13 protein-coding genes are annotated in these 14625 nt (G+C 71.8%); 8 read left to right on the top strand and 5 right to left on the bottom strand.

Features of this window, described 5'->3' with window-relative positions:
- The first annotated feature begins 6 nt into the window (after positions 1-6).
- The gene (locus IEX84_RS03670; protein WP_188869948.1) at positions 7-1524 is read left to right on the top strand and encodes a cryptochrome/photolyase family protein; all 1518 of its coding nucleotides are present in this window, start codon (positions 7-9) and stop codon (positions 1522-1524) included.
- A 29-nt stretch (positions 1525-1553) separates the two neighbouring features.
- On the opposite strand, the gene IEX84_RS03675 is transcribed toward IEX84_RS03670, so the two are convergent.
- Positions 1554-4082, bottom strand: coding sequence for a PAS domain S-box protein (locus IEX84_RS03675; protein WP_188869950.1), 2529 nt, complete (start codon positions 4080-4082; stop codon positions 1554-1556).
- 203 nt (positions 4083-4285) lie between these two features.
- Between IEX84_RS03675 and IEX84_RS03680 the strand changes: the two genes are divergently transcribed.
- Positions 4286-4792 carry a TRAM domain-containing protein gene (locus IEX84_RS03680; protein WP_188869952.1) on the top strand — a complete coding sequence of 169 codons (507 nt, stop codon included), beginning with the start codon at positions 4286-4288 and terminating at the stop codon, positions 4790-4792.
- Between the two features lie 26 nt (positions 4793-4818).
- On the opposite strand, the gene IEX84_RS03685 is transcribed toward IEX84_RS03680, so the two are convergent.
- Entirely contained in the window at positions 4819-5736 is a 918-nt protein-coding gene (locus IEX84_RS03685) for a COX15/CtaA family protein (protein ID WP_188869954.1), read from the bottom strand.
- 185 nt (positions 5737-5921) lie between these two features.
- Between IEX84_RS03685 and IEX84_RS03690 the strand changes: the two genes are divergently transcribed.
- Both IEX84_RS03690 and IEX84_RS03695 read left to right on the top strand, forming a co-directional pair.
- Positions 5922-6461, top strand: a complete 540-nt coding sequence (locus IEX84_RS03690; RefSeq protein ID WP_188869956.1) for a cupredoxin domain-containing protein — start codon at positions 5922-5924, stop codon at positions 6459-6461.
- 129 nt (positions 6462-6590) lie between these two features.
- A complete protein-coding gene (locus IEX84_RS03695; protein WP_188869958.1) occupies positions 6591-7523 on the top strand; it encodes a D-2-hydroxyacid dehydrogenase in 933 nt (310 codons plus the stop codon).
- Between the two features lie 18 nt (positions 7524-7541).
- On the opposite strand, the gene IEX84_RS03700 is transcribed toward IEX84_RS03695, so the two are convergent.
- Both IEX84_RS03700 and IEX84_RS03705 read right to left on the bottom strand, forming a co-directional pair.
- Positions 7542-9065 carry an HTTM domain-containing protein gene (locus IEX84_RS03700; protein ID WP_188869960.1) on the bottom strand — a complete coding sequence of 508 codons (1524 nt, stop codon included), beginning with the start codon at positions 9063-9065 and terminating at the stop codon, positions 7542-7544.
- A 140-nt stretch (positions 9066-9205) separates the two neighbouring features.
- Positions 9206-10012 carry an aldo/keto reductase gene (locus IEX84_RS03705; RefSeq protein WP_188869962.1) on the bottom strand — a complete coding sequence of 269 codons (807 nt, stop codon included), beginning with the start codon at positions 10010-10012 and terminating at the stop codon, positions 9206-9208.
- Positions 10013-10113: 101 nt separating this feature from the next.
- On the opposite strand from IEX84_RS03705, the gene IEX84_RS03710 reads away from it, so the two are divergent.
- From IEX84_RS03710 to IEX84_RS03725, 4 genes are all read left to right on the top strand, one after another.
- The gene (locus IEX84_RS03710; protein WP_188869964.1) at positions 10114-10830 is read left to right on the top strand and encodes an alpha/beta fold hydrolase; all 717 of its coding nucleotides are present in this window, start codon (positions 10114-10116) and stop codon (positions 10828-10830) included.
- Positions 10831-10933: 103 nt separating this feature from the next.
- Positions 10934-11194: a hypothetical protein gene (locus IEX84_RS03715; protein ID WP_188869967.1), complete on the top strand. Its 261-nt coding sequence runs from the start codon at positions 10934-10936 to the stop codon at positions 11192-11194.
- A gap of 90 nt (positions 11195-11284) precedes the next feature.
- Positions 11285-12463, top strand: coding sequence for a tubulin/FtsZ family protein (locus IEX84_RS03720; protein ID WP_188869968.1), 1179 nt, complete (start codon positions 11285-11287; stop codon positions 12461-12463).
- A gap of 3 nt (positions 12464-12466) precedes the next feature.
- Positions 12467-13816 carry a tubulin/FtsZ family protein gene (locus IEX84_RS03725; protein ID WP_188869971.1) on the top strand — a complete coding sequence of 450 codons (1350 nt, stop codon included), beginning with the start codon at positions 12467-12469 and terminating at the stop codon, positions 13814-13816.
- A gap of 27 nt (positions 13817-13843) precedes the next feature.
- Here the strand turns inward: IEX84_RS03725 and IEX84_RS03730 are convergent, their stop codons facing one another.
- Positions 13844-14590 (bottom strand): hypothetical protein, encoded by a 747-nt coding sequence (locus tag IEX84_RS03730; RefSeq protein WP_188869973.1) that lies wholly within the window; start codon positions 14588-14590, stop codon positions 13844-13846.
- Between the last annotated feature and the right edge of the window lie 35 nt (positions 14591-14625).

A 14625-nucleotide genomic window follows, 5' to 3' on the forward strand; every position in this document is an offset into this window, starting at 1 on the left:
GTACCCGTGACCGTCCTCGTTCTCGGCGACCAACTCACCCGCCGCGTCGGCCCGCTCGCCGCCCGCCCCGACGAGCGCGTCCTCATGGTCGAGGCGCGCGCGTTCGCCGCTCGCCACCCCTACCACCCGCACAAGCGCACGCTCGTCGCCAGCGCGATGCGCCACTTCCGCGACGCGCTCCGCGACGACGGCCGCGACGTCGAGTACCACGTCGTCGAGACGTTCGGCGACGGCCTCGACGCGCACTTCGACGCCCACCCCGGCGACGACCTCGTCGTCATGCGCCCGTCGAGTTACGGCGCGGCCGACCGCCTCCGGGACCTCGTCGCGGCGCGCGACGGTGCGCTCACGGTCGTCGAGAACGAGACGTTCTGCTGTTCGCCCGCCGAGTTCGACGAGTGGTACGACGGCGGGACGCTGCGCCACGAGGACTTCTATCGGTATCTGCGCCGGGAGACCGGGGTGCTGATGGACGGGGACGACCCGGTCGGCGGCGAGTGGAACTACGACGAGGCGAACCGTGAGACGCCGCCCGCGGACTACGAGCCGCCGGCGGTCCCGACGTTCGAGCCGGACGCGACGACGCGCGCCGTGCAGGACGACTACGCCGACCTGAACGCCGAGTCGTGGGCGGCCCCCGAGCCGTTCGGCTGGCCGGTGACGCGCGCGGACGCGCTCGCCGCCCTGGAGGACTTCTGCGAGCACCGCCTCCCCGACTTCGGGCCGTACGAGGACGCGATGGTCGCGGGCGAACCGACGCTCGACCACGCGCTCCTCTCCGCGCCGCTGAACCTCGGGCTCCTCGGCCCCCGCGAGGTCGTCGAGCGCGCCGTCGAGGCCTCCGAGTCGCGCGACGACGTTCCCATCGAGAGCGTCGAGGGGTTTGTCCGGCAGATACTGGGGTGGCGCGAGTTCGTCCGCCACGCCTATCGCGTCGGGATGCCCGCCCTCGCGGACGCGAACCGCCTCGACGCGACGCGCGACCTTCCGCCGGTCTACTGGGACGGCGACACCGACATGGCGTGTCTCGACGCCGCCGTCGGGGGCGTCCGCGAGCGCGGCTACGCCCACCACATCCAGCGCCTGATGGTGCTCTCGAACTTCGCGCTCCTCTACGGCGTCGACCCCCACGAGCTCAACCGGTGGTTCCACGTCGCCTTCGTCGACGGCTACCACTGGGTGTCGACGCCGAACACGGTCGAGATGGGCCAATACGCGGGTGACCTGTTCGCCACGAAGCCGTACGCGGCGTCGGCGAACTACCTGGACCGGATGGGCGACTACTGCGCCGGGTGCGCCTACGACCCGGACGCGACGACGGGCGCGGACGCCTGCCCGTTCAACGCGCTCTACTGGGACTTCCTCGCGGAGAACGAGGACGACCTCCGCTCGAACCACCGGATGGGGCTCGTCTACTCGCACCTCGACGACAAGCGCGACGCCGACGACCTCGCCGGGATTCGGGAGCGCGCTGAGGGGGTCCGCGCGGCGATGAGCGAGGGCGAGTCGCCGCGGAACGAGTGAACGGCGTGGTGCCGTGAACCGTCCGCCCGCTACCCGTTCCCGTTCGCCTCCTCCTCGGCCAGCGGGAAGACGAGATCGAAGACGGTGCCGCGGGCGTCGTCGCGCGCGTCGTTGTCGCGGACCTCTATCGACCCGCCGTAGGCGTGCATCATCTCCTTCACGAGGTAGAGCCCGAAGCCGTTCCCGGGTTCGTTGAGCTCCGAGACGCCCTTTCGGACGACGGTCTCCTTCTCGTCGTCGGGGATGCCGGGGCCGTTGTCGGCGACGTGGACGGCGAGCGCGGGCCGTTCGGCCTCGGTCGTCTCGACGGCCGGCCGGTCGGCGTCGACGTCCGGGATGACCGCGTCCGTCTCGGCGTCGAGTTGCACCTCGCAGGTCGTCCGCGTCGTCCACACGTCGACTTCCGGTGTCTCCTTGTCGTTGTGGACGACGGCGTTCGAGAGGACGTTCTCGAAGACCTCGCCGACGAGGTCGTCGCCGACGACCGTGGTGTCGGGGTCGGGGAGGTCGTGCGTCGTGAACGCCGCGTCCGGGTGGGCGTCGCGCGCGAGTTCGACCTTCTCGTCGAGGGCGTCGCGCAGCGACACCGGGTGGGTCTCGTGCTCGCTCTCGTGGACGACCGCGTCCATGAACGTCCGCATCGTGTCGATGACGTCGGCGAGGTCGTCGACGCGCTCGCGGATCGTCCGCAGGTGGTCGCTCGCCGCCTCGTCCGTGACGTACTCGTCCGCGAGCAGGCCGGCGCGGGCGTCGACGAGGTTCAGCCCGTTCAGGATGTTGTGCCGGATGATGCGGTTCATGAACTCCAGGCGTTCGCGTTCGTGTTCGAGGGCGCGCTGGCGCTCGCGCTGCTCGGTCATGTCCTCGACGACCTTCGTGTACCCCTGAAGGTCGCCGTCGGCGTCGCGGCGGGCGGCGATGGTCACGTCCGCCCAGAAGCGCGTGCCGTCCTCGCGGACGCGCCACCCCTCGTGGTGGGCCCGACCGGTCTCGCGCGCCTCGGCGAGGAGCTCCTCGGGGAGGTCGTCCTCGACGTCCTCAACGGTGTAGAAGACCGAGAAGTGTTCGCCGACGATCTCGTCCTCGTCGTACCCCTTGATACGCGCGGCCCCCTCGTTCCACGAGACGACGCGGCCCTCGTCGTCGAGGGCGAATATCGCGTAGTTGTCGACGCCCTCGACGACCTCCTCGAACTTCGACTCCTCTTCGCGGAGGCGACGGCGGCGCTCCTCCAGTAGACGCTTGCGGTCGAGTTCGTAGCCGATCCAGTTCCCCATCAGTTCGACCATCGTCAGCTCCCAGTCGTCGAAGGGGTCGGCCTCCTCGCGGTCGAGGAAGCACAGCGACCCGTAGAGGGTGTCGTCGACGTAGACGGGGGTTCCGACGTACATCTCGAAGCCGGTGTCGGTGCCGTAGCTCCGCTCCGGGACGTCGAACGGTCGGGCCTCGAACTGGACCGTCCGGTCCTCCTCGACGAGGCGCTGGCAGTGCGTCTGGGCGAGCGGGATGACGTCGCCCGCCTCCCGGTCGGCCGTCTCGCATCGAACGGCCTCGATTCGGTACTCGCCCGTGTCGGTGTCGATGCGCGCGAACGAGCCGTATTCGGCGTCGAAGAGGTCGCGCCCGACGTCGACGAGCGCCTCGACCTTCGCGTCGAGGTCGCGCTCCGGGTCGGAGATGACCTCGTACATCTCGCGGAGCGTGCGCTCGCGGGCGTCGAGTTCCTGCTCGCGGCGCTTCGTCGCCGTGATGTCCGTGTAGTGCTCGATGCGCCCCCCCTCGTAGCGCCCGCTCTCGACCGGCTTGCTCCAGTGTTTCAGCCAGCGCTCCTCGCGGTCGGGGCCGGCCGTGATGTGACACTCGAACTCGACGGTCCCTTCGTTGTGTTCGTACGCCTCGAAGAGGCGCTCGCGGAAGCACTCGGAGTCCGCGACGCGCTCCGCGATTCGTTCCGTGATGAGTTCGCGCTTGTCGCGGCCGACGACGGCCGAGCGCTCGAGACCGAAGTACTCCGCCGTCGCCTCGTTGATCCAGACGACGCGGCAGTCGTCGTCGAGGACGAACGTGGCGACCTCCGAGGTGTCGAGGACGTCGTTCGTGAGCGTCCGGTACTCCTCGCGGCTCCGTTCGAGGTCCGCCTCCGTCCGGCGGCGGCGGGCGTTGTAGACCCCCGCACCGAACGCGGCGATGGAGCCGAAGAGGACGCCGTCGAGGGCGAGTATCCACGGCTTGAGGTCGTGCATCGCCCACAGCTGGAGGGCGATGACGAGCGCGTAGAGGAGCGCGATGCCGGCCGCGACGCCGACGTTCCACTTCGTGACCGTCCAGACGTACTCCGGTTCCCACCCCGAGCGCCCGAGCCGGACGCCGCCGTAGACGAGCGTGAGCGAGAGGACGATGAGCGGGGCGTTCTCGACCGCCGTCGTCGTGACGGCCCACGAGAGCGCCGTGGCGTCCTCCCACATGTCGTAGAGCGGAACGGCGAGGAGCAGGAGGCCGAGCAGGGAAATCGGCACCCACGCCAATCCGCTGGAGGACGGTCCTCCCGATTCGTTCATGCCGACTCTTGAGAGGCCGGACGCTTGAATACCCCGGCCGTCTCCCGACGCGCCCCGTCGCGAGACGGGGCGTCACGACGCTGCGCGGTGCGTCGCGTCCGCCCGACGAGCACCGCGTCGTGCCCGCGTGACCGGCCGACGTCGCGTCCGCCCGGCGGCCGCCAATCCCGGGGATTTTACACGCCGGCGTCGTACGCGACGTAATGGCAGAGATATCTGATTCGATTCGACTGCTGTTCGAAGGCGAAATCGAGGCCGAGGACGACCGCTACGTGGTGTCGATACCGAAGGCACTCGTCGAGAACGGGTCGCTGTCGCTCGAGGAGCCGTATCGCGTCGCGCTGCTCGCGGCCGCCGACGGAGCGGTCGAGGCGGACACGACGGAGTCGGACGCGACGAGCGCGAACGCGACGAGCGCGAACGCGACGTCCCAGTCGTCGAGTCCCTCGCGCTCGTCGCGCTCGACGGCCGCGGGCGGTTCGAACGGAGCCGGGCGGCGGACGCAGGAGCCCCCGGTCAGCGAGGGCGACATCCGGACGGTGACCATCGACACGCTCGGCGACCAGGGTGACGGCATCGCCAAGGTCGAGCGCGGCTTCATCGTCATCGTCCCGGGGACGAAGCCGGGCGACCAGCTCAACGTCGAGATCACGGACGTGAAGGAGACGGTGGCGTTCGCGGAGCCGGTCGAGTCCGACGAGTCGCTCTGAGGCTGCCGGGTCGTTTCGCTTCGGTCCTACGCGCGCCGACGCGTCGCGCGGCCGCCGCCGGCGCTCGCGCTCACGTTTTTCGCGGCGCGCGCGAGCAGCACGAACGCGCAGAACTGCACGACGAGCAGGACGTACGTCACGGCCTCGACGCGCGCGGTGACGAGGAAGAGGCCGGCGACGAGGTAGGTGTTGGCGAGCGTCGCGCACGCGCCGAGCGCGCCGTAGGCGGCGATTCCGGCTTCGCCGGCGTCGAGCGCCCAGAGGACGAGGGCGAGCAGGACGGCGAGGCCGACGAGACCGAAGAGGTGGTAGGCGGTCTGGACGCTCGGCCAGAAGGTGAAGAGGAGGTCGCGGGCGAAGACGGCCTGGAGGACGGGGAGGGCGAGGCCGCCGACGGCGGCGTAGCGGAAGCGGGATGCGGTCGCGCCGCGGCCGCGCTCGGCGTCGACCCAGACGAGCGCGGCGACGAGCGCGACGAAGATGGCGAGCGCGGTCGTCAGGTGGACGAGCTGGGTCGGGGGCGCGTAGCCGCCGGGGACGAGGCCGGCGACGGTGACGGTGAGCGCGCCGAAGGCGACCTGCACGGGGAGGAGGAGCGCGGCGAGCCACGCGCTGCGGGAGACGCGCGTGCCGCGATGCGCCCACCAGAGGAGGACGGCGTTCCCGACGATGACGTAGCCGACGCTCATGGCGACGAGGCGGTGGAACCACTCGATGAACTGCGGAATCGAGAGGCCGACGGGCGAGAACTGCCCGGCGCACCCCGGGTAGGTGTTGTTGCAGGTCGCGCCGGCACCCGCGGCGGCGGTGTACTCGCCGAGGAGGACGAGGAGGGAGGTGACGACGAGCGTGAGCGCGGCGAACCCGCGGGCGTGGCGGACGAAGAAGCCCCCGACGCGCCGCGGGAGCGCGGCGAGCGAGCGTCCCGACGTCGACGTTTCCATGGTCGGCCGTAGGGACACGCGCGTATATATGCCTGTCAGGTTCGCCGCCGCGAGCGCGCCGGGGGCGGCACGGGTCGCTCGCCTCCGCCGTCGGGCCGGTCGGCGTGCGTCCGGCCCCCGTCCCTTGACCGCCCCGCCGGCCCGGACCGGGGAGTATTAGTCCGTCGTCGCCCCAACGCTCTGGCATGGATCGGCGCGCGTTCCTCGCACGCGGCGCGGCGGTCGCGCTCGGCGCGGCGACGGCCGGCTGTCTCGGCGGCACCGGGGGCGACTACGACGTGGCGATGACCTCGGACGCGTACGTCCCGCGCTCGACGGCGAGCGTCCCCGACGACGCACCGAGTTGGGTCCCCCGCGACCTCCCGACCGTCGAGGTCGTCGCGGGCGACACCGTCGTCTGGGAGAACACGGGCGCGCGCAACCACACCGTGACGGCCGCGACGTACGACCACGACCGCGTCGAGGAACTCCTCGGCGTCAGCGGCGACGCCGCGCACTCACACGACCCGCGCCTCCCGGCCGGGGCCGACTTCTTCGCCTCGGGGTCGTTCGACGGCGAGGTCGCCGCGACGCGGTCGTTCATCGACGAGGTCAACGGCGGCGGCGTCGTCCCGCCCGGCGAGCGCTACGAGCACCGCTTCGAGACCCCCGGCTGGTACCACTACTACTGCATCCCCCACCTCCCCGCGGGCATGATGGGGAACGTCCACGTCCTCGAGGGCTGAGGTCGCGCCCGCGCATCGGCGTGTTTTAGGGGTGCGCGACAGAACAGCGCCGATACGCATGGTAGCGACGGCTGACACGACGGCGCGGCGGCGGAGCGCGCGACGACCGACGGCCACGGGGGCGGGACGATGACGGACGTCGTCGTCCTCCGGCAGAAGATACACGGCCTCGACCCGGTGGATTACGCCGACGCGATCCGCGAGCGCCTCCCCGAAGCGGAGGTCGCGCTCGCGCGCACGCCGAGCGAGGAGCGCGAACTGCTGATGGAGGCGACGGTCGCCACGGGCTTCCGGATAGACCCCGAGACGGTCGCGGCCTCCGACAGCCTCGACCTCTTCGTCTGCACGTTCGCCGGCACGGACCACCTCCCGCTCGACGCCCTGGAGGACGCGGGCGTCACGGTCGCCAACGCCTCCGGCGTGCACGGCCCGAACATCGCCGAACAGGTGCTGGGGTACGTCCTCGCGGACGTGCGGAACCTCCGGCAGGGGTGGACGCAGAACGAGCGCGGGGAGTGGAACCACTACCAGGGCGGCGAGCTCGCGGGGTCGACGGCGACCGTCGTCGGGATGGGCCCCATCGGCGAGACGATCATCGACCGCTTCGGCGCGTTCGACGTCGAGACCATCGGCGTCCGCTACACCCCCGAGAAGGGTGGGAACGCCGACGACGTCATCGGCTTCGAGGAGACGGCGCTGCTCGACGCCGTCGCGCGCAGCGACTACCTCGTGCTCGCCTGCCCGCTGACCGACACCACCGAGGGTCTCGTCGACGAGGAGGTCTTCCTCACGCTCCCGACGGACGCGATGGTCGTCAACGTCGCGCGCGGCCCCGTCGTCGACACGGACGCGCTCGTCGCGGCGCTGCGCGGCAACGACATCGGGAGCGCCGCCCTCGACGTCACCGACCCCGAACCCCTCCCCGCCGACCACCCGCTCTGGGGGCTCTCGAACTGCCTCGTCACGCCCCACAACGCCGGCCACACGCCCGAGTACTGGAACCGCTGTGCGGACATCCTCCGCGACGCCGCGAACGACGCGGGTCTCGACTACGGGCAGTAACGCGTCGTCACCGCTTCCTCACCGGCCACTCTCCGACGCGCCGCGCGCGGCCGCACACCTCCCCGCCCACCGGACGTCGTGCGCCACGGGCTCGGGCTCCTCAAGGCGCGCCTCCTGGACGGCGACGGCGACCGACACACGTTCCAGGTCGTCCGCGTGTGTCGCGTTCCAGCGCGCACAGAGGTGGCCGGCGTACGCCCGCTGGACGCCGACGAGGTCGCGTTTGTGCGCGTTTCTGAGGAGCTTTCGCCAGCGCGCCGTCGGGTACTGGCGCTCGAACGACGGCGGCGGGGCCCACGACACCGCCCCGCCCGTGACCGCGTCGACGCGCTCGCCGCTCGCCGTCTCGGCGGGCGCGACGTACCACACCTCGGTCGTGACGGGGTCGGGCGCGAACATGTTCCAGCCGTACTGCGCCGGGTCGACGCCTTCTCCGCCTCCGAGGTCGGCGTAGCCGAGCGACGCGGCGTTCCACGCGCACATGGCGACGAGGAGGACGCAGACGACCACGGCGAGCCCCCGGCCCGCGACGCGCGCCGCCCCCGCGGGGAGTGACGGCGTGACGTCCCGGGGCGTCGGGAGGCGCGCCGCGACTCCGTTCACACCCTCTGCGAGCCGCGACCCGTCGAGGCGGCGCTCCCCCGCGTCCCAGACGACCGACGGGAGGAAGGGGAGGAGCGCGACGAGGTCGACGAGCGGGAAGATTCCGACGCCGACGGTGCAGAGCAGACCGAGGTGCGCGAGGGCGAACGCGCCGACGAGCGCGGCACGAACGCGCCCCGTCGTGAGGACGAGGAGCGGCGCGCAGGTGAGGAGCGCGAGCCACGCGTAGTTCGCGGCGGTGAGCGGGAGGGCGTGGCCGGCGAGGACGGGGCCGAAGAACACCGTGAACTCCCGGAGGTCGAAGACGTAGCGGACGGCGAGCCCGCGCCCCCAGAGCGTCCCCTGGTGTTTGAACAGCGCCGTGACGACGTAGACGAGGACGACCTGGAGGAGGAGCGCCGCGGACGCCGCCGTGGCGACGCGCGTCGGGCCGAGCGGGGCGTCGCGGGCCCGTTCGCGGGCGCGAGCGAGGGCGTCGAGCGACCAGCGCGAGCCGAGCGGCAGGAGGAGCCCCCAGAACGCCAGGCGGCGGAGGAGCGAGTCGCCGCCGTTCAATACGAGGGGGTTGCGCGCGTGCAGGGAGACGAGGAGGACGACCGAGCAGAGGAGCGCGAGGCGGGTGTGGTAGCCGAGGAGCACCGCGAGGGCGAACGCGGCGGCGAGCGCGAACAGGACGACTTCGACCCACAGCGCCCCGGAGAGCGCGTGGAGCGAGAGGCGCGACAGCGCCGGGTAGAGGGCGTGGAGGGTCCCGCGGGGGAGGACGCCGGCGTCCGTGTAGAACGCCCGGAGGTTCCGTGCGCGCAGGAGCAGGTCGAGACAGAGGAGCGCGCCGAGCGCGATTCGGAAGGCTGCGAGTCCGCGTCGGTCGACGCCGAAGCGCGCGGCGAACCCGGTTCGGAGACGGGTGAGGACGGACGGGCGTTGGCGGGACCGCACGTCGGCGTGTTCCGCCGACGCGGTCGATAAAGCTTCGCTTCGCCGCGGCCGCGCGTCCGGTCGCGGCGCGGCCGACGCGACGCCGCGCTCTCGTGGGCGCTCGTCGCTGTACCGCGCTCACCGCGACGCCGCGCTCGTCCCTAGTTCCAGGGCGCCCAGTCGAAGTCGATGCAGCGCTCGCGCTCCTCGACGGCGTCGATGGCGGCGAGTTCGTCGTCGCTCAGTTCGAGGTCACGGGCGGCGAAGTTGTCCGCGATGTGGTCGCGGCCGGTCGCGCGCGGGACGGCCGCGACGTTCTCCTTCGAGAGGAGCCACGCGAGCGCCACCTGATACGGGCTCGCGTCGTGGGCCTCGGCGGCGTCGACGACGGGGTCGACGTCCGCGACCGCCCCCTGCGCGAGCGGGGAGTACGCGACCGCCCAGTAGTCGTGTTCGCGGGCGTCCGCGCGGAGTTCCTCCTGCGGGAGGAGGGGGTGCATCTCGAACTGGTGGGCGGCGATGGGGGCGTCGAGGATTTCGCGGGCCTCTTCCAGATGCTCGGGGGTGAAGTTCGAGACGCCGATGTTGTCGATCAGGCCGTCGTCGTAGGCCTCCTGATAGGTCGTGAGGACGGGTTCGGCCTCGTAGACGCCGACCGGCCAGTGGACGTAGCAGAGGTCGACGCTGTCGACGCCGAGGCGCTCCAGACAGCCCTCGATGGCGTCCCGGACGAGGTCGGTGGATTCGGGGACGGTGTTGTGGACGGTCTTTGTCGCGAGGAAGACGTCGTCGCGCTCGACCGGCGAGTCCGCGATGCCGCGCCCGACGTACTCCTCGTTCTCGTAGACCTGCGCGGTGTCGACGTGGCGATAGCCGACGTCGAGGGCGGTCTTGACGGCGTCGTAGCGTCCCTCCTGGTCGTCGTCCGTGTACGTCCCGAGCCCGATGCGGGGCATCTCGATGGCCATACGTGGCCTTCTCGGCCCGCGGCCTTCAAGGGTGGTCAGCCGGCCGTGTTCACCTCCTTCGGGCCCCGCGTTTGAAGGTGGCCGGCCGCGACGGTCACGGCGTGACGACGTTCGTTCTCCTCCACGGGGCGTACCACGGCGCGTGGTGTTGGTATCGGGTCCGGGCCGAACTCGAAGCACGCGGCCACACCGTCGAGACGTTCGACCTCCCGGCACACGGGGTCGACACGACGCCGCCGGGCGACATCTCGCTCGCCGACTACGTCGAGGCGGCCTGCGAGGCCGTCGACGCCGCCGCGGGCGACCCGGTGCTCGTCGGGCACAGCATGTCCGGGGTCGTCGCCGCGGGCGCGGCCGAGCGCCGCCCGAACGCGCTCGCCGCGACGATCTACCTCACGGCCTACCTCCCGACTGACGGGGACTCGATGCTCGACCTGCGCGCGCCCGACACCGCGCTCGACGGGAACTTCGTCGTCGACGAGGAGCGCGGGCTCGGCTCCGTCCCCGAGGAGGCGCTTGACGACGTGTTCTACGGGGAGTGCGACCCGGCCGAGCGCGCGCTCGCGCACTCGCTCGTCCGCCCGGAGCCCATGGCCCCCATCTCGACCGGCGTCTCGCTCACCGCGGATGGCTTTGGCCGCGTCCCCCGCGCGTACGTCGAGTGCACGGCGGACGCGACGATTCCGCTCGCCCACCAGCGCGCGATGCGCGAGGCGACGCCGGCCGAGCGCGTCGAGACCGTCGACGCCGACCACTCGCCGTTCCTCGCCGCGCCGACGGCGACCGCGGCCGCCCTCGAACGCGCGGCCGACGTCTGAGCGACCGGGAGCGTTATGCCGACCCCCCGCGTCAGAAACGCACGATGTGTCGGCGATGGGCCGCCCCGCGGTCGGGGCCGTCGGGCGTGGGAGGCGTGCGCTGATGCGCAGCGGCTCGTACTCCCTGCTGTTGCTCGTCGTCGGCTGTCTCGGGCTCTGCATCGGCGCGACCGTCTTCCTCCGCGAGTTCCTCGGCGCGCCGCTCGCCGTCGCTACCGGCGTGCGGGTCGTCGGCGGCGGGAACGCGCTCGCCGGGGCGATAATCGTCACCGCGAGTTTCGCGCTGATGGCGTTCGCCGCCGTCGTCTTCTACATCTCGCGGGGGAAACACCGGCGACGCGAGCGCGTCCTCCGGCGCTGGTGACCGGCGTCGCGTCCCCGACTCGACCCGTCGCGTCACCGAAACACACGGCGGATTTATCCGTTCGAGACGAGTCCGAGTAACACGACAGCTATGAAGCTCGCTACCATCGGCGTCGGGAACGCCGGGAGCAAGATCGTGGACCGGATGCTCGAGTTCGAGTCCCGAACCGACCGGAACCTCTGCCGACACGTACACGCCATCAACACGGCGCGCACGGACCTGGCGAAGCCGGACTACATCCCCGAGGAGCGCCGCGTCCTCATCGGCGACACGAACCAGAAGGCGAAGGGCCACGGCGTCGGCGGCGACGTCGAGATCGGCGCCGAGGTGGCGAAGGCGGACCTCGACGAGATTCGCCGCGCGTTCGACGACGTCGAGATTCACACGGTGGACGCCATCCTCGTCGTCGCCGGCCTCGGCGGCGGCTCAGGAAGCGGCGGCGGCCCCGTCGTCATCGACGCCCTTCAGGAGATGTACGACGAGCCGGTGTACGCCCTCGGCGTCCTCCCCGGCGAGTACGAGGGCGGCCGCCCGGCGCTGAACGCCGCGCGCTCGCTCCAGTCGTTCGTCTCGAAGGTGGACAACTTCATCGGGTTCGACAACGACGCGTGGCGGGCCCGCGAGCAGACCATCGAGGAGGGGTACGAGCAGATGAACCGCGAGCTCGCGGCGCGCCTCGTCACCCTCCTCGCGGCCGGTGAGACGGACGACTCGGACGTCGCCGAGAACGCGATGGACTCCAGCGACATCATCCGCACGCTCGACACGGGCGGCGTCTCCTCCATCGGCTACGCCGCGACGCAGGTCGAGGAGACCTCCGAGGGCCTCCTCGATCGGTGGAGTTCGGACTCCCAGCGCGTCAACCGCGACGACGGGAGCCAGGCGACGAAGATAAAGGGGCTCGTCCGGCGCGCCGTCAACTCCCGGCTGACCCTCCCCGGCGAGGTGTCAAGCGCCGACCGCGCGCTCGCCGTCATCTCCGGGCCGCCGAGCGAGTTCTCCCGGAAGGGCATCGAGAGCGCGCGCCAGTGGCTCGAACAGGAGGCGGACACCGTCGAGGTGCTCGTGGGCGACGACCCCCGCGAGAACTCGCCGCGCCTCTCCGCCGCGGTCCTCCTCTCGAACGTCACGGAAGCGCCGCGCATCGACCAGATTCAGAACCAGGCGGTCGACGCCCAACAGAAGATCGCCGAACAGGAGGCCGTGCGCGAGGAGCAGATCAACGACCTCATCACGGACGACAACAACGACCTCGACCCCGTCGTCTAGTCGATGAAGCTCGCACTCGTCGGCGTCGGCGCGGTCGGGAGTCGGATGGTCGACCGAATCCTCGAAGTCGAGGCGGACACCGGGCGGGCGTTCACCCGCGGGAACGCCCTCGTCTGCGACATCGCTCGGACGCCCGCCGACGGGTTCGACGCCGTCCCCGAGGACCAGCGCGTCCTCCTCGGCGACACCCACGAGGACGTCACCGCGGAGGGCGTCGAGGGCGACCTCGAACTCGCCGCGGACGTCGCGGGGACCGACCTCCCCGAGTTCCGGCGCGCGCTCGACTCGCTCGCCATCCACGAGTCCGACGGCGTGCTCGTCGTCGCGGACCTCGGGAGCGCGACCGGGAGCGGTGCCGGGGCGGTGCTCGTGGAGGAGCTACAGGGCCTCTACGACGAACCGCTCTACGTCCTCGGCGCGCTCCCGGCCGACGACGACGGCGGCGTGGCGGCGCTGAACGCCGCCCGCGCGCTTCGCTCCGTCGTCCCGACGGCCGACAGCACGCTCGCCTTCGACCGCGAGACGTGGCCGGGCGACCCCGAGAGCGACGACGACCCGGAAATCCGCGCGCTGGCGACGCGCGTCGCCACGCTGTTCGCCGCGGGCGAACTCGACTCGGACGCCGTCGCGGAGAACGCGATGGACTCGAGCGACCTCATCCGCACGCTCGAACCCGGCGGAATCGCCTCCGTCGGGTACGCCTCGACGGACGTCGAGCCGGACGAGCGCGGCCTCTTCGCGCGTCTCGTGGCCTGGTTCAGCCGGGGCGGCGACGACGGCGACGAGGCGACGGACGCCGCGAAGGTGAAGTCGCTCGTCCAGCGCGCCGCGAACACCCGCCTCACCGTCCCCTGCGAGGTATCGAGCGCGGAGCGCGCGCTCGTCGTCCTCTCGGGACCCCCGAGCGAGCTCTCGCGGCGCGGCTTCGAGAGCGCGCGCCAGTGGCTGGAGGCGGAGGCGGACACCGTCGAAATCCTCGCGGGCGACGACCCGCGCCCGCGCTCCTCGACCCTCGAGGCCGTCGTCATCTTCTCGAACGTCACGGACGTCCCGCGTATCGACGCCCTGCAGCAGCGCGCGCTCGACACCCAGGCGGCCCGCGAGGGTGGACGCGCGTCCGATAGCGACGCGGTCGAGTCGCGTGACCACGACTCCGCGACGGACGCCGCCCCTTCGGAAGCGGGCGACGAGGGCGACGGTGGAGACGGTGGAGACGCAGCCGACGCCGATGCCGCCGATGCCGACGCTGCCGACGCCGACGCTGCCGACGCCGACGCTGCCGACGCCGGCACCGCCGACGACGTCCCGCTGATTCAGGACGCGGAGGCGGTGGCGGACGACGGGAGCGAGTAGCGAACGACCGTCGGTCCTCCGCGCCGCCTATCGTCGCGGCCGCGGGCCGCGTTCCTGTGGCCGGACGGCGTCGGCGACGGTGACGAGGAGGCCGAGCGCCCATCCAATCGGGATGGCGAAGCCGAACCACATGCCGACGAACGCGAAGCCGGCGAGGTCGAAGCGCGCCCTGATGGTCGCGGCGAGTCCCGCGACGCCGAGAACGTTGTCGAGGAGCCACGCGGCCAGCGACGTACTCCCCGGGAGGACGACGTTCCCGAGCGTCGGCGAGAAGAGCGCGGCCGTCACGGGCGGGAGGAAGACGGCGGCGACGCCGAAGGGGTAGGCGAGGAGGAGCGTGAGGGCGCGCGAGCGGTGGCGCGCGAACGCCCAGCAGCAGCCGACGGAGACCGTGGCGACGACGCTCGCGGCGAGGACGGCGCGGAACCCCGCGGTCGGGAGGCGGTCCCACGCGAGCGCGGTCAGCCCACCCCAGACGAGCGCGACGACGCCGACGACCACGAGGACGCCGAGCCCGGCGGCGATGCGGTCGAGTTGGTGCGCGACGTACCTGACCCAGAACCCGAGGAGGACGAAGGGGTAGCTCGCGGCGACCAGTACCGCACCGAGGGCGTACCAACACCAGAAGGCGACCCGCGTCGCCGCGCCGTCGGGTCGCCACCCGCGGGCCGCGTACTCGTCCGCCGGCCGGTCGAAGGCGAGGTCGAGCCACGCGCCGAGCAGCCGCACGAGGTCGATTTTCACCGCGGCGAGGAGGTCCGGTGACGTTCCCATCGTCCGCAGGTATCGCCGGGGACGGTATTACTCTC

This window comes from Halarchaeum rubridurum (genome assembly GCF_014647115.1).
GTDB lineage: Archaea > Halobacteriota > Halobacteria > Halobacteriales > Halobacteriaceae > Halarchaeum > Halarchaeum rubridurum.